20 protein-coding genes are annotated in these 21,222 nt (G+C 71.6%); 14 read left to right on the forward strand and 6 right to left on the reverse strand.

Annotated features, from left to right (window positions below; translation table 11 throughout):
- The first annotated feature begins 53 nt into the window (after positions 1 to 53).
- The 6 genes from ACLQ3B_RS15100 to ACLQ3B_RS15125 all read left to right on the forward strand — a co-directional run bounded on the left by ACLQ3B_RS15100 (position 54) and on the right by ACLQ3B_RS15125 (position 4,841).
- Complete coding sequence (locus ACLQ3B_RS15100; protein WP_425781172.1) at positions 54 to 1,310, forward strand: PQQ-binding-like beta-propeller repeat protein; 1,257 nt, start codon at positions 54 to 56, stop codon at positions 1,308 to 1,310.
- A 99-nt stretch (positions 1,311 to 1,409) separates the two neighbouring features.
- A complete protein-coding gene (locus tag ACLQ3B_RS15105; RefSeq protein ID WP_425781174.1) occupies positions 1,410 to 1,802 on the forward strand; it encodes an LPXTG cell wall anchor domain-containing protein in 393 nt (130 codons plus the stop codon).
- A gap of 342 nt (positions 1,803 to 2,144) precedes the next feature.
- Complete coding sequence (locus tag ACLQ3B_RS15110; protein WP_425781176.1) at positions 2,145 to 2,600, forward strand: hypothetical protein; 456 nt, start codon at positions 2,145 to 2,147, stop codon at positions 2,598 to 2,600.
- Positions 2,601 to 2,658: 58 nt separating this feature from the next.
- A complete protein-coding gene (locus tag ACLQ3B_RS15115) occupies positions 2,659 to 3,201 on the forward strand; it encodes a hypothetical protein (protein ID WP_425781178.1) in 543 nt (180 codons plus the stop codon).
- A 25-nt stretch (positions 3,202 to 3,226) separates the two neighbouring features.
- Positions 3,227 to 4,291 carry a hypothetical protein gene (locus tag ACLQ3B_RS15120; RefSeq protein WP_425781179.1) on the forward strand — a complete coding sequence of 355 codons (1,065 nt, stop codon included), beginning with the start codon at positions 3,227 to 3,229 and terminating at the stop codon, positions 4,289 to 4,291.
- Positions 4,292 to 4,385: 94 nt separating this feature from the next.
- Positions 4,386 to 4,841, forward strand: a complete 456-nt coding sequence (locus tag ACLQ3B_RS15125) for a hypothetical protein (protein WP_425781180.1) — start codon at positions 4,386 to 4,388, stop codon at positions 4,839 to 4,841.
- A gap of 6 nt (positions 4,842 to 4,847) precedes the next feature.
- On the opposite strand, the gene hisC is transcribed toward ACLQ3B_RS15125, so the two are convergent.
- From hisC to hppD, 4 genes are all read right to left on the reverse strand, one after another.
- The gene (gene hisC / locus ACLQ3B_RS15130) at positions 4,848 to 5,951 is read right to left on the reverse strand and encodes a histidinol-phosphate transaminase (protein WP_425781182.1); all 1,104 of its coding nucleotides are present in this window, start codon (positions 5,949 to 5,951) and stop codon (positions 4,848 to 4,850) included.
- Positions 5,948 to 6,940, reverse strand: coding sequence for an RDD family protein (locus ACLQ3B_RS15135; RefSeq protein ID WP_425781184.1), 993 nt, complete (start codon positions 6,938 to 6,940; stop codon positions 5,948 to 5,950). Before ACLQ3B_RS15135 ends, hisC begins: the two co-directional genes overlap by 4 nt.
- Positions 6,941 to 7,016: 76 nt before the next feature.
- On the reverse strand, positions 7,017 to 7,796 hold the full coding sequence (locus tag ACLQ3B_RS15140; RefSeq protein ID WP_425781186.1) for an RDD family protein: 780 nt from the start codon (positions 7,794 to 7,796) through the stop codon (positions 7,017 to 7,019).
- Positions 7,797 to 7,807: 11 nt separating this feature from the next.
- On the reverse strand, positions 7,808 to 9,013 hold the full coding sequence (gene hppD, locus ACLQ3B_RS15145) for a 4-hydroxyphenylpyruvate dioxygenase (RefSeq protein ID WP_425781188.1): 1,206 nt from the start codon (positions 9,011 to 9,013) through the stop codon (positions 7,808 to 7,810).
- A gap of 139 nt (positions 9,014 to 9,152) precedes the next feature.
- Between hppD and ACLQ3B_RS15150 the strand changes: the two genes are divergently transcribed.
- From ACLQ3B_RS15150 to ACLQ3B_RS15170, 5 genes are all read left to right on the forward strand, one after another.
- Entirely contained in the window at positions 9,153 to 9,656 is a 504-nt protein-coding gene (locus ACLQ3B_RS15150; protein ID WP_425781190.1) for an Lrp/AsnC family transcriptional regulator, read from the forward strand.
- Positions 9,657 to 9,728: 72 nt separating this feature from the next.
- Positions 9,729 to 11,171: a PQQ-binding-like beta-propeller repeat protein gene (locus tag ACLQ3B_RS15155; protein WP_425781192.1), complete on the forward strand. Its 1,443-nt coding sequence runs from the start codon at positions 9,729 to 9,731 to the stop codon at positions 11,169 to 11,171.
- Between the two features lie 126 nt (positions 11,172 to 11,297).
- Complete coding sequence (locus ACLQ3B_RS15160) at positions 11,298 to 12,965, forward strand: fumarate hydratase (RefSeq protein WP_425781194.1); 1,668 nt, start codon at positions 11,298 to 11,300, stop codon at positions 12,963 to 12,965.
- Positions 12,966 to 13,223: 258 nt separating this feature from the next.
- Positions 13,224 to 16,205 carry a BTAD domain-containing putative transcriptional regulator gene (locus ACLQ3B_RS15165; protein WP_425781196.1) on the forward strand — a complete coding sequence of 994 codons (2,982 nt, stop codon included), beginning with the start codon at positions 13,224 to 13,226 and terminating at the stop codon, positions 16,203 to 16,205.
- Between the two features lie 35 nt (positions 16,206 to 16,240).
- The gene (locus ACLQ3B_RS15170; RefSeq protein WP_425781198.1) at positions 16,241 to 17,650 is read left to right on the forward strand and encodes a class II fumarate hydratase; all 1,410 of its coding nucleotides are present in this window, start codon (positions 16,241 to 16,243) and stop codon (positions 17,648 to 17,650) included.
- A gap of 157 nt (positions 17,651 to 17,807) precedes the next feature.
- On the opposite strand, the gene ACLQ3B_RS15175 is transcribed toward ACLQ3B_RS15170, so the two are convergent.
- Positions 17,808 to 18,098 carry a hypothetical protein gene (locus ACLQ3B_RS15175; RefSeq protein WP_425781200.1) on the reverse strand — a complete coding sequence of 97 codons (291 nt, stop codon included), beginning with the start codon at positions 18,096 to 18,098 and terminating at the stop codon, positions 17,808 to 17,810.
- An 841-nt stretch (positions 18,099 to 18,939) separates the two neighbouring features.
- On the opposite strand from ACLQ3B_RS15175, the gene ACLQ3B_RS15180 reads away from it, so the two are divergent.
- From ACLQ3B_RS15180 to ACLQ3B_RS15190, 3 genes are all read left to right on the forward strand, one after another.
- Positions 18,940 to 19,752 carry a helix-turn-helix domain-containing protein gene (locus ACLQ3B_RS15180; protein ID WP_425781202.1) on the forward strand — a complete coding sequence of 271 codons (813 nt, stop codon included), beginning with the start codon at positions 18,940 to 18,942 and terminating at the stop codon, positions 19,750 to 19,752.
- Positions 19,743 to 19,925, forward strand: coding sequence for a DUF397 domain-containing protein (locus ACLQ3B_RS15185; protein ID WP_425781692.1), 183 nt, complete (start codon positions 19,743 to 19,745; stop codon positions 19,923 to 19,925). The genes ACLQ3B_RS15180 and ACLQ3B_RS15185 overlap by 10 nt, the downstream gene beginning before the upstream one ends.
- A 164-nt stretch (positions 19,926 to 20,089) precedes the next feature.
- Complete coding sequence (locus tag ACLQ3B_RS15190) at positions 20,090 to 20,686, forward strand: GNAT family N-acetyltransferase (protein WP_425781204.1); 597 nt, start codon at positions 20,090 to 20,092, stop codon at positions 20,684 to 20,686.
- Here ACLQ3B_RS15190 and ACLQ3B_RS15195 read toward each other — a convergent pair.
- Complete coding sequence (locus ACLQ3B_RS15195; RefSeq protein WP_425781206.1) at positions 20,653 to 21,198, reverse strand: CGNR zinc finger domain-containing protein; 546 nt, start codon at positions 21,196 to 21,198, stop codon at positions 20,653 to 20,655. The two genes, ACLQ3B_RS15190 and ACLQ3B_RS15195, sit on opposite strands and share 34 nt — an antisense overlap.
- Positions 21,199 to 21,222 lie beyond the last annotated feature (24 nt).

Raw genomic sequence — 21,222 nt, forward strand, 5'->3', positions numbered from 1 at the left:
CTGAACGGGGTCCGTCCCGCTGCCCTGGGTAGGGTGCCGGGCGGAGGTGCGGCATGAGGTTCCCGAGAGGCCGACGACAGCTCGCGATCGCGGTCGCGGCGCTGCTCGCGACGGCAGCCGTCGCGGTGGTCGTCCACCGGGTCCTCGCACCGGCAGAGGTGAGCACCGTGGCGCGGGCCGACTACCCGGCCCCGGCCCGACCTGCGCCCGGAGTGATCGGTCGGTTGCCGGTCGCCCCGTTGATCGTCGACGGGAGACTGCGGGTGTACGCCGCACACCGCCAGGTCTACGCGGACCGGCCGGTCGACGGGCGGTACCGGACCAGCCCGTACTGGTCGTACCGGCGGTGGCCGGCGGAGCTGACCGGTGTGGTGGCCAGCGGCAGCACGGTGGTCAGCCGGTGGTCCGACGGGCAACTTGTCGCACTCGACGCCCGAACCGGCGGGGTGCTCTGGCGAGCCGACGGCCCGAAGCCGGTCGCAAGCACGGCTCCGGTGCGCCGTACCTGGGCGGCGACCGTCTGGGACGCTCCCGGCCTCCAGCTCAGCGACCTTCCTGACGGGCGGGTCGTGCTGGTGGTGACCGGGGATGACCAGGCGCGTGGGGTCGAGCTGAGCGGCGGTCGGGAGCTGTGGCGGGTCGAACTGCCCGGCAGGTGCCGCAGCGACGTCGGCACCAGCGCCACCGGGCTGCTGATCGGTCTGGACACCTGCGCCGGGGCTGCCACTGTCGAGTTCCGCGACGCGGCGACGGGCGAGGTACGGGAGCGTTGGCGACCGCCGGGCGGCCCGGACGGGCTTGTGGTGACGCCGCTCGGCTGTCGTACCGGCGGATCGGACTGTCTGGGGTTGCGGACCGCCGGGCCGGGTGACGAAGGCGGTCGGGGTTGGTTGCTCGCTGCCGGTTCGCCGGTCGCCGCCCCCGCGTTGGACCCGGCCGGCGCCGCGCTGGTCGGTGAGCAGTCCGTTGCCGTGCTCGACGGAGTCGTGGTGGGTCGATCGGCGCGTACGGGCACCGAGCTGTGGCGGTCGGCGAGCCTGGGCGCGGCCCGGGTGCTGGCCGGGCAGCCCGGCCGGGTGCACCTGCTGACCGAGGGGAACGATCTGGTGACGTTGGATCCGGTGACCGGGAGGCAGCTGTCGCGCTTCGTGCTCAATGTCGGCTCGGACGGAACCGGCTGGGCGCCCGGGGCGGTGACGGCCGAGGACGGGTTCGTCGCGATCGAGCGGCTCCGAAGGCCGGTCGACCCCACCGGCGACGACAGGCGCTACTACTACACGGGCGAAGCGGTGATCCTGGCCGCCACCTGATCGGGTCAGGTTGCCAGGCGAGGGGATCAAACCCCCGCCCTGGATGACCGAAAACGGTACTTTTCTCGGGATTGAGGTTCTCCGGAGAGAGGGGTCGTCATGGCAAAGGCCGTCGGCAGGTCGGGGCTCGTCGGGGGACTGCTCGCGGCGGCGGCCGGGCTGCTGCTCGTGGTGTCGCCCGTGCTCCTCCCGGACGGCGCGGCGCTGAACCCGGTGTCCGCGGCCCAGGCCGCACCGTCGGCGGGGACCGACGTGATCTTCGAGGTGCTGCCCTCGCCAACCGCCTCTCCGACCCCGTCGCCGACGGCGCAGCCCACCCCGCACCCCACGGAACCGACCCCCGACCCCACGCAGCCCACCCCGCACCCCACCAGGAGCCACCTGCCGGTCACCGGCGACGACGGTGGAACCGTGGGGTGGTTGGCCGGGCTGGGTGCGGGCCTGCTGCTGATCGGCGGGCTGCTGGTGGCCCGGCGGTCCCGGCGGAGCTGACGACGCGCGGAGGGTTCGCGAGGCTGCCGTTAGTTGCCACGAGATCCGACAATAAGGACAACTAGAACTTATAGTCGTAAGATGCCCATGCTAGCCGTCCTTCTGTCCTCAGTGCTCGGCGTCAGTGTCGGTCTCACGCCGAGTCCGGGCCCGGCGATGCCAGTCGCGTCACCGTCGCCCGCCGCCTCTCCCTCGTTGACGCCGAGCAGCACGCCCTCGCTGAGCGCCCGGCCGAGCGCGCCCTCGCCAGGTGGCAGCACCCCGCCCTCGTCTCCGTCGCCGGATCTCGGTCGGGCGTCCGGCGCGGCTCCGACACCGCTCACGAGCGGCTCACCGGGCCGGGTGGAGGAGCTGCCGGCTCCGCTGGCGGCGGGGTTGGACATCACCGCGCCCCCGGCCGTCAACCTGGGCGCGGGTTTCCCCGGCGGTCTGCTGACGGGTGCCCTGGGAACCGTCGAGGTGGCCGACTTCCGGGGGAACCAATCGACAACGTGGGTGGCCACCGTCACCTCGACCGCGTTCGTGACCGGAGCGGGCGGGGTCAACCGGACGGTGGCCAACTCGCTCGTGTCGTACTGGTCCGGGCCGGTCGTCAAGGCCACCGGCGGGGGAACACTCGTTCCCGGCCAACTCACCGCCGCCCAGGCGGTCCCGCTCAACGTGAGTCGGGTCGCCTTCACCAAGACCGCCGGCAACGGCAACAACACGGTCAGTTGGCGCCCCACTCTGCGAATCAGCCTGCCGGCAGGCCTCGTCAACGGCACCTACACGGCCACCGTGTTGCACTCTGTCGCCTAGCGGGTGCTTTGTCCGGAAAGCGGCTTGACACACCCTATGACCGATTAGCGTTTCACTCATGCGGAAGACACTTCTTACCCTGACCGCGTCGGCAGCCACAGTGCTCGCCCTCGCCGCGCCGGCTGCGGCCGCGCCCACCGACGACACCATCGTGACGTTCACCATCGGCACCGCGAACCTGGACATCACCGCTCCGCCGGCGATCAACCTGGGCGCGGGTTTCGTCGGCGGCACCCTGACCGGCCAGATCGGCCCGGTGATCGTCAACGACGCGCGGGCGGCCCTGACCGCCACCTGGACGGCCACCGTCACCAGCACCGCCTTCACGACAGGTGCTGGAGGAGCGGAGGAGACAATCATTCCCGGCCTGATCGACTACTGGTCCGGCCCGGCGACCGCCACCACCGGCACCGGCACCTTCGTACCCGGCCAGCTCACCGCCGCCCAGGCGGTGGCGTTGAGCATTCCCCGCGTGGCCTTCAGCAAGACGAGCGGCAGCGGCAACAACACGGCGACGTGGAACCCGACGATCAACGTCCAGATCCCGCCTGCCGCCGTCTCCGGCACCTACACCGCGGTGGTCACCCATTCGGTGGCATGAGCGGGCTCGCGCCCTCGCCCTGGCCGTGACCGTCCTGGTCACGGTCGGGGCGACCGCGCTGGCCACACCGTACGCGTCGGCCGCGCCGGCCGGCGTCCACGCACCCGACCTGCCCGGAGCCGACCAGGAGGCCCCGGACGGGGAGCGCAGCTCCTCGCCCGACCCGGCCGCCAGCCCCGGCCCTTCCGGGCCACCCACCTCGGTCGGGATCCGCCTCCTCGACGCCCCGGTCGAGCGTCGCGCCGACAGTCGGGCGCGCAAGTACATCGTCGACCACGTGCATCCCGGCACGACGATCAAGCGACGGATCATCGTGCAGAACACGTCCGAGGTCCGTCGTGCGATCGCCGTCTACGCAGCCGCCGCCGACGTCGCGCAGGAAGGTTTCGTGCTCGCGCCGGACCGGACCGAGAACGAGCTGAGCAGTTGGATCCACGTCGACAAGGGAGCACTGCGGCTCGACGCCGACGAGGAGGCCGAACTGCTGGTGACCATCGTCGTGCCGGCGAAGGCCGAACAGCGGGAGCGGTACGCCGTCATCTGGGCCGAGGCCGCCGGCGACAGCGGGCAGACCGTCCGCAACGTCGGTCGGGTCGGCATCCGGGTCTACCTGTCCGTGGGCCCCGGCGGCGAACCGGTCTCCGGTTTCACGATCGGCCCGCTGGCCGGATCGCGGACCCCGGACGGCACCCCCGTCGTCACGGCGGAGGTACGCAACACCGGCAAGCGGGCGCTTGACCTCGCGGGCGAGCTGCGGCTGCGCGACGGCCCCGGCGGGCTGTCGGTCGGCCCGGTTCGATCCGAGGCGCAGACCCTCGCCCTGGGCGGCACCACAACGGTCCGGGTCGTCCTGGACCGTCGCCTCCCGGACGGCCCGTGGACCGGGAAGCTCGACCTGGCCAGCGGCTGGACCAAGGGCGACGCCAGCGGCACGATCACCTTCGGCCCTGTCGCCGCCCCGGTCAGCGACACCGGCGACCGGTCCGGCCAGCTCCGCGTGGGAGGTCTGGTCGGCTCGGGACTGGTGCTGATCCTGCTCGTGCTGTACGTGTACCGGAGGCGAATACGGCACCCGGCAACGGCCGCCTGACGTCACCTGGGCCGCCTCTGTTCCGAGGCGGCCCAGGTGCACGTGGCCGAGGTGAGGTTCAGCAGGCTCGTGCGGCCTGGATTGGAGACGCGAGATGCGCGCTGGTCGTTCCGCCGTATGCCTGGCCATCGGCATGGTCGTCCCCGTGCTGATGGTCGGCGGCTGCACCGGTGACACGGCGAGACGATCGGCCGCGCCGTCCGAACCCCCCTCACCCACCGGGCCGAGCCGGCCTTCCCCCACGCCGGAGGTGCCGACGGGATGGTTTCCGGCCGGCCGGGTGCTGCTGGCCGGCCCGTTGGCCGAGCAGAAGGAAGCAAGCATCGCCGATGTGGTTCCCAGCGGGGCCAGCTTCACCGTGTACTTCGTCTGCACCGGGGGAGGCCGGATCGCGCTGAACGTGAAGAGCGCCGCTCCGCTGCGATATCCCTGCGACGGGGTGTCCAACCTGTCGCAGGTCTTCGTCGACAAGGGCGTCTCGACCGACCTTGCCGTCGGGGTCGAGGGTGAGGCGCGGTGGCGACTGGCGGTGGTCGACGGAGCGCCCTAGCGTCGCTCAGGCCAGGGCGGCCTCGGCCGCCGCCAGGAACGCGTCGTTCTCGGCCGGGGTGCCGATGGTGACCCGGACCCCGTCCCCGGCGAACGGCCGCACGATCACCCCGCGCGCCTCGCACGCCTTGCCGAACGCCACGGCCCGCTCGCCCAACGGCAGCCAGACGAAATTGGCCTGGCTCGTCGGCACCTCGGGCACGAACTTGCGCAGCGCCTCGGTGACCCGGTCCCGCTCGGCGACGACCAGGGCGCAGCGGCGCTCCATCTCCGTCACCTGGGTCAGCGCCGCGAGGGCCCCGGCCTGGGCCGCCGTGCTGCTGGAGAACGGGGTCGCCACCTTGCGGATGGCGGCGGCCACCACCGGCTGGGCAACCAGCCAACCCATTCGCAGGCCGGCGAGCCCCCACGCCTTCGACAGGGTGCGCAGCACCGCCACGTTCGGCCGGTCCAGGTAGTCGAGACCGTCCGGCACCTCCGGGTCGGTGACGAACTCCCGGTACGCCTCGTCGATCACCACCAGCACGTCGTCCGGCACCGCGTCGAGGAACCGGTCCAGCTCGGCCCGGCGTACCGCCGTCCCGGTGGGGTTGTTCGGGTTGCAGACGAAGATCACCCGGGTCCGGTCGGTCACCGCCGCGGCCATCGCCGCCAGGTCGTGCCCGTGCCCGGCGTCGTTGGGCACCCGCACGCTTGTCGCGCCGCTGGTCGCCACGATGATCGGGTACGCCTCGAAGGACCGCCACGAGTAGAGCACCTCGTCGCCGGGCAGGCAGGTGGCCCGCACCAGGTGCTCGGCGAGTGCCACCGAACCGCAGCCGGTGGCGATCCGGTCGGCATCCACCCCGTATTGCTGGGCCAGCGCGTCGCGCAGCGCGACCACGCCCATGTCGGGGTAGCGGTGCGAGGTGGTGATCGCCTCGGTGACCGCCTCCACCACGCCGGGCAGTGGCCCGTACGGCACCTCGTTGCTGGCCAGCTTGATGGCCTCCGGCAGGCCCAACTCCCGGGCCAGGTCGGCGGGGCTGCGCCCCGGCACGTAGCTGGGCAGCGCGTCCAGGTCGGCGCGGGTCAGCCGCAGCGCCGGCTGGTGGCGTCCGGAGTCGGTCATGGGGTGTCTCCCGAGGGCTGGTCGCGGTCGTTCGAGGGGGCGGATTCGGTGCGGAGGGGGACTTCGACGACCACCGTCTGCGCGCGCTTGTCGTGCAGCGCTTGGCGCAGGGGGTGATCGAAGAGAGGGGAGAGCGAATCGACAAGTTGCAGCACCAGGCCGAGCCCGACGCAGTACCAGAGCAGAGTCGGCAGGCCCAGCGTGCTCCACCGGCTCAGCGCCCGGCGGAAGCCCAGTGGCTGATCGGCGGCGAGCGGCACCGCTCGGATCCGCATCACCCGCTTGCCGATGGTCTGCCCGCCGGAGGCCATGGTCGGCACCTCGTACGCCAGCCAGAGCGCGGTGGCGATCAGCAGGATCGCCACCAGCAGGGAACCTGCCTGCTCACCGGGCATCGGCAGGCCGTCGGCGGAGGTGTCGCTGCGCGCGGCGCGCCGGAAGACCTCCTGCCAGTACGGCGCCCACTCCTGCGCCCAGCGCCAGACGAACCAGCCGTTGACGACCACGTTCAGGGCGAGGACGAGGCCGAAGTCGATCAGCCGGGCGACCAACCTACGGCCGTAGCCGGCCAGCCGGAGGCCGTGCGGTCGCGGCTCCGGCGGTCGTCCGGGCCAGCCTTGGTGACCGGCGGCAGGCGCCCAGCCGGGAGGGCCGGCCGGTGGCGCCCAGCCGGGCGGGGCGCCCTGCGGGCCCCAGCCGGGCGGGCCGGCCTGTGGTCCCCAGCCCGGGCCGTGTCCCGGTGGCGGACCGTACCCCGGAGGTGGGCCCTGCTGCGGTGACCAGCCCGGCGCGTGGGGCGTCGAGGCGGGGATCGCCGACGTCGCGGGCGCAGCCGGAGTGACCGGCGCGGGCGGTGGCTCGGGCGGCGGCGGGCCATCCGGCGGGATCGCGTCGACGGAAATGGGCGCACCGAGCCAGCCCTCGCCGTCCCAGTAGCGCCGGGTCTCGGTGTCGGCGGGGTCGACATACCAACCAGGCTGAACGCTCACGCCGTCGCTCCGCTTCGCTTCGCCACGGCGCGAGGCGCCACGCTACTGAGCCTGCTGGTTCGGTAACTGCGCTCGCTCACTGGGACACCTTAACGACGACCGTCTGGGCGAACTTGTCGTGGAGGCACTGCTGCCACGGCTTGTCCCAGAGCTGCCAGAAACCGTCCGCGTAACTCAGACCCGGAACGAGCGAGGACGCCAGGTACTGCACCAGCCACCGCCGGCCGGCCATCCGCCGGTCGAGCGTGCGCGCCGGGTCGAGGGGCACCACGCGGAGCTTCATCATCTTCTTGCCGAGCGTCTGACCGCCGCGCTTGAGGTACTCCACGTGGTAGAGCCAGTAGAGCCCGAGCAGCACGACCAGCAGCCCGGCCTCGGCCAGCAGCATCGGCAGGAAGAAGGTGGTGAAGAAGGTGACCGGGTCGGGTTCCGCGAGGGTCCCGTTCGGGTTGGTCCGGATCATCTCGCTGAACATCCGCCACCACAGGACCAGGAAGACCGGCATGAACAGCACCAGCGAGACGGCGGTTGCCAGTGCCGTGTCGATGAGCCAGGCCAGCAGCCGGTCGGTGAAGCTGGCGAGTGGCTGGCCACCCGGGCTCACCGTCGGCGGCGGGGCCATCGGCTGAGGCGGGCCGGGATACCACGGCGACGCCGCGTACCCGGGTGGGCCGTACTGCGGCGGCACGGCGTACCCGGGTGGGCCGTACTGCGGCGGCACGGCGTACCCGGGTGGGGCGTACTGCGGCGGCGCGGCGTACCCGTGGGGATGTGGGCCGGGCGGCGGCGCGAAGCCGCCGGCGGCGGGCGGAGGCCCACCGACCGGCGGCGTCGGGTACGACGGAGGTTGCGTCACGCTCGACAGTGTTACAGGTTGCCGCGGGCTTCCTGCTCCCGCTCGATCGCCTGGAAGAGCGCCTTGAAGTTGCCCTTGCCGAAGCCCAGCGAGCCGTGCCGCTCGATCAGCTCGAAGAAGACCGTGGGACGGTCCTGCACCGGCTTGGTGAAGATCTGGAGCAGGTAGCCGTCCTCGTCCCGGTCGACGAGGATCTTGCGGGCCTTCAGCTCCTCGATCGGCACCCGCACCTTGCCGATCCGCTCGCGCAGCTCCGGGTCGTCGTAGTACGAGTCGGGGGTGTCCAGGAACTCCAGACCGGCCGCGCGCATCGCGTCGACGCTGGCCAGGATGTCGTTGGTGGCGACGGCGATGTGCTGCGCGCCCGGGCCCTGGTAGAACTCCAGGTACTCGTCGATCTGGGACTTCTTGCGGGCGATCGCCGGCTCGTTGAGCGGGAACTTCACCTTGCGGGTGCCGTTCGCCACGACCTTGCTCATCAGCGCCGAGTAGTCGGTGGCGATGTCGTCGCCGACGAACTCCGCCATGTTGGAGAAGCCCATGACCCGCTTGTAGAACTCGACCCACTCGTCCATCCGGCCCAGCTCCACGTTGCCGACCACGTGGTCGACGGCCTGGAAGAAGCGCTTCGGCTGGATGCCGGCGTCAATCATCGGCTGCCGGTCCACGATCGGGCCCCGGGCCACGAAGCCGGGCAGGAACGGCCCGGTGTAGCGGGACCTGTCGACGAGGGTGTGCCGGGTGTCGCCGTACGCGGCGATGGCGGCCATCCGGACGGTGCCGTGCTCGTCGGTCACCTCGTGCGGCTCGACGATGCTGGCGGCGCCCTGCGCGATGGCGTGCGCGTACGCGGCGTCCACGTCGGGAACCTCAAGCGCGATGTCGCTGATGCCGTCGCTGTGCCGGGCCACGTGCTCGGCGCCGTCGGCGTCCGGGCGCACCGCGCCGGTCAGCACGAACCGGGCCGAGCCGCTGGTCAGCACGTACTGGGCGTGGTCCCGGTAGCCCTGCTCGGGGCCGCGGTACGCCACGCAGGTCATGCCGAAGGCGGTGGAGTAGTAGTGGGCGGCCTGCTTGGCGTTGCCGACCAGGAAGTGCACGTGGTCGAGGCCCCGGACCGGGAACGGGTCGTGGCTGATGTCGTGGTCGACAGCACCGACGAGCCGGTCGACGTCGACGTCCTCGGTCGACTTGGGTCGGTCGATCGCCTGGGTCATGGTGGGCTCCCTCGCGTACCGGCCGGCCTTGTGGGCCGCCGTGGTCGGTTCTTGTGGCGAGGATCGCTGCCTGAGCATCGGGTGGGCAACTGTTGCCGGAAATGCTGGTCAGGTTGCGCATTCGGTATGGTCATCACTCATGAATGGTGAGCAGAATGTACAGCTCGACACGCTCGACGTGCGCTTGATCGAACTGCTCGCCGAGGAGCCGCGGATCGGGGTGCTGGAGTGCTCCCGGCGGCTCGGGGTGGCGCGGGGCACCGTGCAGGCGAGGCTGGACAAGCTGGTCGAGCGGCGGGTCATCGAGGGCTTCGGCCCCGAGATCGCGCCGGCCGCGATCGGTTTCGGGGTGACCAGCTTCGTCACCCTGGAGATCAGCCAGCGGCACGGCCACGACCCGGTCACCGCTCACCTCGCCGCCATTCCCGAGGTGCTGGAGGCGCACACCATCACCGGCTCCAGCGACCTGCTCTGCCGGATCGTGGCCCGCTCCAACACCGACCTGCAACGGGTCATCGACCAGATCGTCTCGTCCGCCGGTATCACCCGGGCCTCGACGATCATCGCGCTGGCCGAGCAGATTCCCTACCGCACGCTTCCGTTGGTGCGCAGCGCTGTTCGGGCCGAGGGAAGGGCGCTGTAACACCTCCAAGCCCAGAAAGCGCGGCGACACGGCGGCGCGGGCGTACAGAAGATCCGTGATCGTGGCTACGGTGTGCGGGTGGCGAAGGGGAGCGTGCGCGGTGGGCTGCTGCTCGGCCTCGCCGTGGTCGTCGCGCTCGCCGCGACCGGCGTGTGGAACCCGTTCCCCGGCCTCTGGGACTGGGTGGACCGCAGCGAACCCATCTCCGAGCCCGACGTGGTCTGGCAGCAACGGGTCGGCGGCACTCCGCGCAGCGTGACCATCGCCGGCGACGCCGTCGTGGTCGAGCAGCGCACCCGGGTCGAGGCTCGCAGCCTGGCCACCGGCACCCAGCTCTGGGAGCGCAAGGCGGACTGGGCGGCCGTCGCCGGCGGCGACCGCGACCCGGTCGTGGCCGTGGGCAAGCTGCTGGTCAAGGGGTACGAGCTGCTCGACCCGACGACCGGGGTGACCCGGCGACGTGACGACGACGCGGTGGCCGTCTGGACGTACCGCAACCTGCTCCTCGACGCCCGGTGCACGGACGCCACCGACTGCACGCTGAGCGCCTGGGACCCGCGCGGCACCACGCCGCTCTGGACGGCCTTCCTGCCCGGGGTGCACAGCGGCCTGCTCGCCGACAACCCGGGTCTGCGCGGCACCCGCCGGCTCACCGCCACCCGGATCGACGACGGCGTGGCCGGGGCGGAGGCCGCGCCGCCGCTGCTCGGCTTCCCGGTCGACGGTCGGGTCCACGTGGTCGACACCGCCACCGGCCGGGTGCTGCAGAACGTCGAGCCCAGCCGGGACGAGCGGCTGTCCGTGGTGGGCGGCCGGCTGCTCCGGGTCGCCGCCCGCTCCCAGGACGGCACCTGTTACTTCGCCATCTCCGCCCGGGACTCGGCGACCGGGCAGGAGGCCTGGCAGCGGGCCGGCGTCAACCTGCGCACCGCCGACTCCGCCGGCTGTGTGCAACGCGAGGACCCGCAGGGTGCGCGGAACGTGCTGATCGGCGTCGCTCCGGACGGCCGCGAGGCGGTCATCGACGGGTACGACGGACGGCTGCTCTGGGTCGGCGAGTCGGGCACCAGGTTGATCGCGGTGGACGACCGTCTGGCGGTGTTCCGGGCCGCCGACAAGCGCTCGGTGGTCGCCCGTGAGCTGGGCACCGACAAGGTGCTCTGGACGCGACCGGCCAGCGGCAAGGCCGGGGCCGCGCTCACCCCGTACGCGGCGGTGGTGGCCGACGAGAAGCCGTCCCGGCTGGCGGCACTGGACCCGCGCACCGGCAAGGAGTTGGCCGCCCTGCGCACCTCGGCGAACGCCCTCGCCGTCGGATCACAGGGCATGATCATCGGTGAGGGGCGGGAGATCGGGTACGTCCGCTTCGGCGCGTCCGGAAACTCGCCCCCCCGACCGCCCAGCGACGGTGGGAATCCCCGGCCGGGCGGCACCACCCCCGGCGGGCCGAACAACGACGACTGCGGGCCGAAGGGTGAACTCTGCCCCGAGCCGGGCGGCGGCAAGGACGGCTGAGCGGGCGGTTCGCCCGATGATCGCCGACGGCGGCCGGGCCCGGCACGCCTGACGGATGAGAGCGGCGTCCCAGGACCCGCCCGGCGGGTGGGAGTGATCGACCGGTCTGCCCTAGGCTTGCCGCTCATGAGCAGTGCCGCCGCATTCTCGTACTCCCCTCTGCTGCCGACCGGCCCGGACCAGACGGACTATCGCCTGGTCACCGACGAGGGCGTGGACGTCGTACACGGCCCGGGAGGCCGCCGGTTCCTCACCGTGGAGCCGGCCGCGCTCACCGCGCTGACCGCCGAGGCGATGCACGACATCGCGCACTTTTTGCGCCCCGCGCACCTGGCGCAGCTCCGGTCGATCATCGACGACCCGGCCGCCTCGCCGAACGACAGGTTCGTCGCGCTGGACCTGCTGCGCAACGCCAACATCGCCGCGGGCGGTGTCCTGCCCATGTGCCAGGACACCGGCACCGCCATCGTGATGGGTAAACGCGGTCGGCACGTGCTGACCGACGGCGCCGACGCGGAGGCCATCTCCAGGGGCGTCTACCAGGCGTACACCAAGCTCAACCTGCGCTACTCCCAGCTCGCCCCGCTGACCATGTGGGACGAGCGGAACACCGGCAGCAACCTGCCCGCCCAGGTGGACCTGTACGCCGAGGACCCGGACGGGCACCCCGACGCGTACAAGTTCCTGTTCATGGCCAAGGGCGGTGGCTCGGCCAACAAGTCGTACCTCTACCAGGAGACGAAGGCGCTGCTCAACCCGACGCGGATGATGCAGTTCCTGGAGGAGAAGCTGCGGCTGATCGGCACCGCCGCCTGCCCGCCGTACCACCTGGCCGTCGTCATCGGCGGCACCTCCGCCGAGTACGCGCTGAAGACCGCGAAGTACGCAAGCGCCAAGTACCTTGACGCGTTGCCGACCTCGGGTTCGATGAGCGCGCACGGCTTCCGCGACCTGGAGCTGGAGGCGGAGGTGCTGGAGCTGACCCGCAACTTCGGCATCGGCGCGCAGTTCGGTGGGCGGTACTTCTGCCACGACGTACGGGTGGTCCGGTTGCCCCGGCACGGCGCGTCCTGCCCGGTGGCGATCGCCGTCTCCTGTTCGGCGGACCGCCAGGCCGTCGCCAAGATCACCCCGTCGGGTGTGTGGCTGGAGCGCCTCGAAACCGACCCGGCGCGGTTCCTGCCCGACGTCACCGACGATGCGCTCGACGCCGAGCTGGTCGTCCGAGTCGACCTGAACCGGCCGATGGACGAGATCCGTGCGGAGCTGTCCAAGTACCCGGTGAAGACGCGCCTCTCGCTCTCCGGGCCGCTCGTGGTCGCCCGGGACATCGCCCACGCCAAGATCGCAGAGCGGTTGGACGCCGGTGAGCCGATGCCGCAGTACCTGCGCGACCACGCGGTCTACTACGCCGGCCCGGCGAAGACCCCCGAGGGGTACGCGTCCGGCTCGTTCGGCCCGACCACGGCCGGCCGGATGGACGCCTACGTGGAGAAGTTCCAGGCCGCCGGCGGTTCGCAGGTGATGCTGGCCAAGGGCAACCGGTCCGGTCAGGTGACCCGCTCCTGCCAGCAGCACGGCGGCTTCTACCTCGGCTCGATCGGCGGCCCCGCGGCCCGCCTCGCCCAGGACTGCATCAAGCACGTCGAGGTGCTCGAATACGCGGAGCTGGGCATGGAGGCGGTCTGGAAGATCGAGGTCGAGGACTTCCCCGCCTTCATCGTGGTCGACGACAAGGGCAACGACTTCTTCGCCGAGGTCACCAAGCCGGTGCTCACCGTCGGTCGCCGCTGACCCGACAGGTATGGGAACGGGCGCCGGGCGAACTCGCCCGGCGCCCGTTCTGTCGTCGATGCACCGACATCGGTACGCCAGCCCCGCTGGGGGGTGGGACGGGCGTACCGCCCCCGTCGGATGCCGTCACCGACAACACACAGCGAGTGTGCTGCGCACCGCTGTCGATCCGCTATCGGATCGCTATCGCCTGACGAAGGCGGTCTGTTACCACCGGGCTACCCTGCTGGAAGTTGCACAATTGACTCGGGAGAGCAGATGCGGTTCGGGATCCTGGGGCCCCTGCGGGTGGGCGGTGGCGAGTCCACTGTCACCGCGGGACGTGACCGGATCGTGCTCGCCATGCTGTTGTTGCGGGCCGGCCGGCTCGTGCCGGTCGAGGAACTGGTCGACGCGGTGTGGGAGGAACGCCCGCCGGCCACCGCCCGCGCACAGTTGCAGACCTGCGTGTCGCGCTTGCGTCGCCGGTTGACCGAACTCGGGCTGGCACCGGAACTCATCGTCACCGACCCGGCGGGGTACGGCGTGCGTACCGCACCGAACGACCTGGACGCCGAGGTCTTCGCCCGGGGCGTGGAGGCGGCCCGCGCCGCCGGCACGGCCGGTCGCCTGGTCGACGCCCGTGCCGAATTCCGCGCCGCCCTGGCGCTGTGGCGAGGGCCGGCACTCGCTGGCATCCCGAGCGTCAGCGTCCGTCGTCGTGCGCAGGCGCTCGACGAGCAACGCCTCACCGCGCTGGAGGAGTGCGTCGACGTCGAGCTGCGGCTCGGCCAGGCCGCCGAGCTGATCGAGGAACTGGCAGAGAGCGTCGACAGGCATCCGTTGCGGGAGCGCTTGCGCGGCCAACTGATGCTGGCCCTGTCGTCGGTCGGGCGGCAGGCGGACGCCCTCGCCGTCTATCGGGAGGGCCGGCGGACGTACGCCGACGAGTTGGGCATCGAACCGGGCGTCGAGTTGCAGGAGCTGCACCAGCGGGTACTCGCCGGTGACCTCGCCCTGGCCGGTCGACCGGCCCAACCCGTCGGCCCGGTCCGTTCACTGCCCCGGGCGATCGGGGACTTCGTCGGTCGGCAGGAGACGGTGGCCCGCCTGGTCAAGGAGATCGAGGAGGACGGCACCCGGATCCAGGTGGTCGACGGCATGGCCGGCAGCGGCAAGACCACGCTCGCCGTTCACGTTGCGACCGCGCTCGCCGACCGCTATCCCGACGCCCAGCTCTTCATCGACCTGCACGGGCACAGCGAACGCCGACCGTTGACGCCGGCAACCGCGGTGGCGGCCCTGCTGCGCCAGCTCGGCGTGCCGGCGGAGCGGGTGCCGGAGAACCTGGACGACAGGTTGGCGCTGTGGCGGATCGAGTTGGCCGGTCGGCGGGCGTTGGTGGTGCTGGACAACGTCGGCACCGCCGACCAGGTGGCCCCGCTGCTGCCCAACGGCCCGCACTGCCTGGTCCTCATCACCAGTCGTCGTCGGCTGGTCGGGCTCGACGAGGGCCGGCCGTCGTCGCTGCCCGTCCTGGACGCCGACGAGGCGATCGAACTGCTCGGCCGGGTTGCTGGCGTGGAGCGGATCGCCGCCGAACCGGAGGCGGCGGCCGAGGTGGCGCGTCGCTGCGGTCACCTGCCGCTCGCCATCCGGTTGGCCGGCGCACGGCTGGCGCACCGGCCTCGCTGGCGGGTCGCCGACCTCGCCGAGCGGCTGGTCGCCGGGGCGGGTCCGCTGGCCGAGCTGACCGCCGGGCAGCGCTCGGTGGGGCAGGCGTTCGCCCTGTCGTACGAGCAGGTTTCACCGACGGCGCAGCGCCTGTTTCCTCTGCTCAGCCTGTATCCGGGGGGACGCCTGGACAGTCGGGTGGCCGCCGCCCTCGCCGAGCTGCCCCTGACCGACACCCAGGACTTGCTGGACGAGTTGGTCGACGCGCACCTGGTGGACGAGGTGCAGCCGGGCTGGTACCGCTTACACGACCTGCTCCGTGAGTACGCCCGGCTGCTGCTCGCCGGGCCGGAGCGGCAGATCGAGCGCCGGGCCGCCCTGGAGCGCCTGCTGGACCACCATCTGTCCATCACGTTGGCGATCGCCCGGAAGATCGAGGCGGCGGGCAGTCGCCGCAACATTCCCGCGGACACGCCCCGCCGTCCGGATCTGATGGCTGTGCCGGTGGCCGAGGGGCGGGGGTGGTTCGAGGAGAACCATGCCGGGCTCACCGCCCTCGTCCGGGTGGCCGATGAGGAGAGCTTCCCGGTTCAGTGCTGGAAGCTGGCCCGGGCCTGCTGGCGGCTCAACTTCGACGGCGGGCACCTCGACGAGCTGATCGAGACCCATACGATCGGGCTTCGAGTGGCCGAGCGGCTGGGCGACGAGGCGGCCATCGCCGTGATGCTGAACTACCTCTCGTCGGCGTACTTCCGGCTGGCCCGCTTCCCGGAGGCGATCCGGTCGATGGAGGTGGCGCTCAGGTTGCGTCGCCAGCTCGGGCTGCGCGGAGACGTGCTCAGCACGCTGTGGAACCTCGGAATCTCGTATGCCGCGAACGGTGACTTCCGGCAGGGCAAGGCGAAGTTCGACGAGGCGCTCAGCATGATCCGCAGCCTGGACGACGCGCATGAACTCACCAATCTGTTGCACAACCTGTGCTACGCGTTGATCCGGTGGGGGCGGTACGACGAGGCGCTGCGCCACGCCCGGTTACACCTTCTGCTGGCTCGCCAGGCGAAGGACCTCCGGCAGACCCACAAGGCGTTGGGGCAACTCGGGATAATCCGGCACCGGATGGGCCACCCGGGTCCTTCCCGCCGCATGCTGCGGGTGGCGCTGTCCCTCGAACGTCAGCTGGGCGACCGTTTCGGCGAGGGAGAGGTGCTCAACGAGATCGGCGTGATGGAACGCGTCGCCGGAGATCCGGAACGCGCCGCCGCCCTGCACCGGGACGCGCTGGTAGCGATGATGGAGGTCGGCGACCGAATGGGGGAGTGCGCCTCACGCAACCTGCTGGCCCGGGCGATCCTGGAGCAGGGGGACGTGGCAAGCGCACTCGACCTGCACCGCCGGGTGCTCGCCGACGCCAGCCGGCTCGGCGCCCGCTACGAACGGGCTCGGGCGTTGGAAGGCGTCGCCCGCTGCGTACGGGCCACGGATCCGACGGCGGCCCGCGCGCACCTGGAGCAGGCGCTGACGCTGTTCCGGCAGATCGAGTCGCCGGACCGGCACGAGGTGGAACGGCTGCTCACCGAGTTGGGCTGACGGATCATCTGCGAGTCGGCCACGGGCGCGGCAGGATGGTACGCGTGACGACTCCAGAGGCGACCGGTTACCGCATCGAACGCGACTCGATGGGCGAGGTGGAAGTGCCCGCCGACGCGCTGTGGCGGGCGCAGACCCAGCGTGCCGTGCAGAATTTCCCGATTTCCGGCCGGGGCCTCGAACCAGCCCAGATCAAGGCCCTCGCCCAGATCAAGGGCGCCGCCGCCGAGGTCAACGGCGAGCTGGGCGTGATCGACGCCAACGTGGCCGCCGCCATCGCCGCCGCCGCCGCGCACGTGGCCGACGGCGGTTACGACGACCAGTTCCCTGTGGACGTGTTCCAGACCGGCTCGGGCACGTCGTCGAACATGAACACCAACGAGGTCATCGCCACCCTGGCGAGCCGTGAGCTGGGCTCACCGGTGCACCCGAACGACCACGTCAACGCCTCCCAGTCGAGCAACGACGTCTTCCCGTCCTCCATCCACCTGGCGGCCACCCAGTTCATCGTGGAGGACCTGCTGCCGTCGCTGGCGCATCTGGCCGCCGCGCTGGAGGCGAAGGCCGCGGAGTTCGAGACGGTGGTCAAGGCCGGGCGTACCCACCTGATGGACGCCACGCCGGTCACCCTCGGCCAGGAGTTCGGCGGGTATGCCGCCCAGGTCCGCTACGGCGTCGAACGGCTGGAGGGCGCGCTGCCCCGACTGGCCGAACTGCCGTTGGGCGGCACCGCCGTCGGCACCGGGATCAACACCCCGCTCGGTTTCGCCGCCGCCGTGATCGACAAGCTGCGCGAGTCGACCGGGTTGCCGCTGAGCGAGGCGCGTAACCACTTCGAGGCGCAGGGCGCGCGGGACGCGCTGGTGGAGACCTCGGGGCAGTTGCGGACCGTGGCCGTCGGCCTCTACAAGATCGCCAACGACATCCGCTGGATGGGTTCCGGCCCCCGTGCCGGTCTGCGTGAGCTGCGCATCCCCGACCTCCAGCCGGGCTCGTCGATCATGCCGGGCAAGGTCAACCCGGTGGTCGCCGAGGCGATGCGGCAGGTCTGCGCCCAGGTGATCGGCAACGACGCGACTGTCGGGTTCGCCGGCTCACAGGGCGACTTCGAGCTGAACGTGATGCTTCCCGTGATGGGTCGCAACCTGTTGGAGTCGATCCGGCTGCTCTCCGCGGTGAGCCGGCTCTTCGCCGACCGCCTGGTGGCCGGCCTGGTCGCGGACGCCGAGGTCTGCCTGGCGTACGCCGAGGGCTCACCGTCGATCGTCACCCCACTCAACCGCTACCTGGGGTACGACGAGGCCGCGTCGATCGCCAAGGAGGCGCTGGCCAAGCAGACCTCGATCCGCGAGGTGGTGATCTCCCGGGGTCACGTCGACTCCGGCAAGCTCACCGAAACCCAGCTCGACGAGACGTTGGACCTGCTCCGGATGACCCACCCCTGATCCGGGCCACCTGCCCGGCCCTGGCCTGATCGGCCCTGCCCTGCCCTGCCCTGCCCTGGCCTGCCCTGGCCTGCCCTGGCCTGCCCTGCCCGGCCCTGGCCTGCCCTGCCCGGCCCTGGCCTGCCCTGCCCGGCCCTGGCCTGCCCTGGACTGTCGCTCAGGGCAGGTGCCGTGGTCGCGCCCAGCCGAGGAAGCGGGTGAAGAGCGCCCCGGGGTCGGGGCCGTCGTGCGGGTTGAGTCGGTACAGGTCGGCAGCCGCCTCGTGCAGGACCGCGCACAGGTAGATGCTCAGCGCGACCCGGTCGTGCGCGTACTCCTGGCGCAGGGTGAGTCGGGCGACCGGGCACGGCCAGGGCGCGGCGCAGACCCGGCAGATCCAGAGCGGGCGCAGTGGCAGGTGCGGTCGACACGGCGTCGTCGCGCGGTTGTCCGGGCTGGTCCGGGACATGCTGGGGGCCTTCCTTGCCGGGCTGCGCCGGGTTGCGCGGGGTTGCGCTGGGTTGCGCTGGAGCTGCGCCGGGCTGCGGCGCGTTGCGCGGGGCTGCGCTGGGTTGCGCTGGGTTGCGCTGGGGCTGCGCCGGGCTGCGGCGGGTTGCGCGGGGCTGCGCTGGGTTGCGCTGGAGCTGCGCCGGGTTGCGCTGGGTTGCGCTGGGTTGCGCTGGGTTGCGCTGGGGCTGCGCGGGGCTGCGCGGGGCTGCGCCGGGTTGGGCTGCGCTGGGTGGCGCCGACCGACCGCGCAAGATCGCGCTCGATCCTGGATGTAGTGGCTTCCGCACGCGAGGACCCCACTCTTTCCACGATCGAGCACGATCTTGCGTGGTCGTTCGGGGTGGCCCGCGTGATCGAGGTCGTAGTGGCCGGCGTGGTCGGGGCTCGGTCCGGGTGGTGGTCGGGGACCGGGGTGTCGTGGGCGGATCCCTTGGAGCTGAATCGTTTGTGACATCGCGGCCGCTTGTCCTGGTCGGTGTGCTCCGGCCTCGGCGCGCTCGGTCGTGGCTGGCTGGGTTTGTGACGTCGCGTCCGCTTGTCTTGGTGCGCTCGCTCCGGCCGTGGCGCGTTTCGGTCGTGGCTGTCTGGGAGGTGGGACCGCCCGGCCGGGGGAGCGGGCGGTCCCGGGCGGTGCCGGCAGATCCCGGGGGACGGGGAGCGGCGTCGCGCTTCACAGTCTGGTGATCAGGCGACTACGGTCGGAAGGGTTTGGCCGCGTCGTCATAGCCGCCCTGTGTCGGGTGGCGGGACCGCTGGCGGCCGGCTGGAGTTGATCGTCGGCGGGTTGGAGGCGGTACGGCATGGCCGATGGGCAGATGACGGCGGCGGCGTTCCTGATCGCGGAGCTGCGCCGGGCGCGGGTCCGACGCGGCTGGAGCCAGGAGGAGTTGGCCAAGGCGGTCAACTACTCGGCGTCGATGGTCAGCGCCGTCGAGTTGGGCCAGCAGCCGCCCACCGTCAAGTACCTGGAACTCGTCGACCGCGCCTTGGACACCGGCGGCCTCTTCGGTCGCATGTCCACCGAACTGGTCAGCCTGGACCGGGCGCAGCCCTGGCTGCGCGGATGGCAGGCGATCCTTCAACAGGCGCGCACGCTCCGGTGGTACGAGCCCCGGTACGTGCCCGGGCTCTTCCAGACGGAGGAATACGCCCGTGCCGTCTTCGAGGCCGGTGGCCTGCTCGCTCCCGAGGAGGTTGAGCGGCGGCTGACCGACCGGATAAACCGCCAAGAGGTGCTGCACAGCGATCGTGCGCCGCAGATCGTGGCGGTGCTGGACGAGGCGGTGCTGCGGCGACGAGTGGGCGGGCGGAAGGTGATGCGCGACCAGACGCTGCACCTGGCCAGCATCGCCACCGGGCACCCGCGGGTCCGGCTGCACATCGTGCCGCGATCCGCCGAGGAGTACCCGGGGCTTGGCGGGCAGTTCGCGCTCGCCGCCCTGCCCGACGGCACCGAGTTGGCCTACCTGGACTGTCAGGTCCGTGGTCAGGAGCTGGACCAGCCGCAGGATCTATTGCGGTTGCAGCGGGTCTGGGAGGCTACCTTGGGCGAGGCCCTGCCCCCGCAGGCGTCCATCGAGTTCATGAGCGAGGTGGCCGAGTGGTGGAGTTGACCGGCGCTCGATGGCGTAAGAGCAGCCGCAGCAACCAGGACGCCAACTGCGTCGAGGTGGCGACGAATCTCGGGGACGTGGTTGGGGTGCGCGACAGCAAGGACTTGGACGGGCCCGTGCTCGTTGTCGACGCGTACTCCTGGCGGCTCTTCGTGGCCGCGCCCCCGCGCTGACGCGATCGCCTCGCCCGCGACGGCGGTCGGGGGGTCTCCACGCAACTTCACCGAAGTTGCTGCCTCGGCGCGGCGTGAGGCAGCAGTTTCCCCGAGGTTGCGCGGATCTTGCGCTGCGGGTAAACGGCTCGACGGGTTTGCGGGTGGGCGGGATGATTTCCGTCATGGGTGGCGATGATGTGGTTCCGCCGGCTACCGAGCGGCTGCGGTTGCGGCGGTTGACCATGGCCGACGTGGACGCGCTTGTCGAGCTGGACAGCGACCCCGAGGTGATGCGTTTCCTCACCGGTGGCGTCGCTACCCCCCTGGCTACCGTGCGTGACGAGCAGTTGCCGAGGCTGCTGGCCCAGTACGACAGGTGTCCCGGGCTGGGTCGGTGGGCGGCGCACGATCGGGAGTCCGGCGAGTTCCTGGGTTGGTTCGCGCTGGATCCGTCGGAGGACGGCGCCGAGGCCGAGTTGGGCTACCGGCTGCGCCGCTCGGCGTGGGGGCGAGGGCTGGCCACCGAGGGGTCGCGGGCGCTGGTGCGGTACGCCTTCGACGCCGTCGGGGTGCGTCGGGTCTGGGCCGAGACGATGACGATCAACGAACCTTCCCGACGGGTGATGGTGAAGGCCGGGTTGCACTACGTGCGGACCTTCTACCTGCAGTGGGACGACCCGATTCCGGGGACCGAGCAGGGCGAGGTGGAGTACGAGGTGCGGGCCGAGGAGTGGGCGACAATCGGTCAGGAGCGGCCGGCGGCCCGACGGGCCCGGTAGGCGGTCACCGCCGCGCGGTTGCCGCAGCCGGCCTCGCAGAACCGCCGGGACCGGTTGCGGGACAGGTCGACGACCACGTTGTCGCAGTCCGGGTATTCGCAGATGCGTAGCCGGCTCAGCTCGCCGGTGCGGACCAGGTCGGCCATCGCCATGGCGGCCTCCACCGCGATCCGGGTGGCCAGCGGCGCGTCACGGGGCACGGCGTGCAGGTGGTACGGCTCGTCGTCGTGCTCGATGAGCTGGGGCAGCGCCCTGTGTTCCAGCAGCAGACCGTTGACCAGGGCGACGATCTCGGGCGGCTCGGCGTACCAGATGCGGCGTAGTTGGGGCCGCAGCTCCCGGACGGCGCGTAGCTCGGCGTCGGTGTGCTCGTGCCGGCCGCTGTAGGAGTGGCGGACGTAGAACGCGTCGAGCGCCGCGATGTCGGGCAGCAACTCACCGTCCCGACCTGCGGTGTTCACCAGCGCCGCGGCGGCGATCAGCGAACACTCGGTGTCATGAGCGAATAGCAACTTGACTCCTGTCATGGCTTCCGC

Source organism: Micromonospora sp. DT53, from assembly GCF_049841535.1.
Lineage (GTDB): Bacteria > Actinomycetota > Actinomycetes > Mycobacteriales > Micromonosporaceae > Micromonospora.

Bases quoted from the DNA above. Each gene is read 5' to 3' on its own strand.
- ACLQ3B_RS15100 (WP_425781172.1), top strand. From the start codon at position 54: ATGAGGTTCCCGAGAGGCCGACGACAGCTCGCGATCGCGGTCGCGGCG.
- ACLQ3B_RS15105 (WP_425781174.1), top strand. From the start codon at position 1,410: ATGGCAAAGGCCGTCGGCAGGTCGGGGCTCGTCGGGGGACTGCTCGCG.
- ACLQ3B_RS15115 (WP_425781178.1), top strand. From the start codon at position 2,659: ATGCGGAAGACACTTCTTACCCTGACCGCGTCGGCAGCCACAGTGCTC.
- ACLQ3B_RS15125 (WP_425781180.1), top strand. From the start codon at position 4,386: ATGCGCGCTGGTCGTTCCGCCGTATGCCTGGCCATCGGCATGGTCGTC.
- hisC (WP_425781182.1), bottom strand. From the start codon at position 5,951: ATGACCGACTCCGGACGCCACCAGCCGGCGCTGCGGCTGACCCGCGCC.
- hppD (WP_425781188.1), bottom strand. From the start codon at position 9,013: ATGACCCAGGCGATCGACCGACCCAAGTCGACCGAGGACGTCGACGTC.
- ACLQ3B_RS15150 (WP_425781190.1), top strand. From the start codon at position 9,153: ATGAATGGTGAGCAGAATGTACAGCTCGACACGCTCGACGTGCGCTTG.
- ACLQ3B_RS15160 (WP_425781194.1), top strand. From the start codon at position 11,298: ATGAGCAGTGCCGCCGCATTCTCGTACTCCCCTCTGCTGCCGACCGGC.
- ACLQ3B_RS15165 (WP_425781196.1), top strand. From the start codon at position 13,224: ATGCGGTTCGGGATCCTGGGGCCCCTGCGGGTGGGCGGTGGCGAGTCC.
- ACLQ3B_RS15170 (WP_425781198.1), top strand. From the start codon at position 16,241: ATGGTACGCGTGACGACTCCAGAGGCGACCGGTTACCGCATCGAACGC.
- ACLQ3B_RS15175 (WP_425781200.1), bottom strand. From the start codon at position 18,098: ATGTCCCGGACCAGCCCGGACAACCGCGCGACGACGCCGTGTCGACCG.
- ACLQ3B_RS15180 (WP_425781202.1), top strand. From the start codon at position 18,940: ATGGCCGATGGGCAGATGACGGCGGCGGCGTTCCTGATCGCGGAGCTG.
- ACLQ3B_RS15190 (WP_425781204.1), top strand. From the start codon at position 20,090: ATGGGTGGCGATGATGTGGTTCCGCCGGCTACCGAGCGGCTGCGGTTG.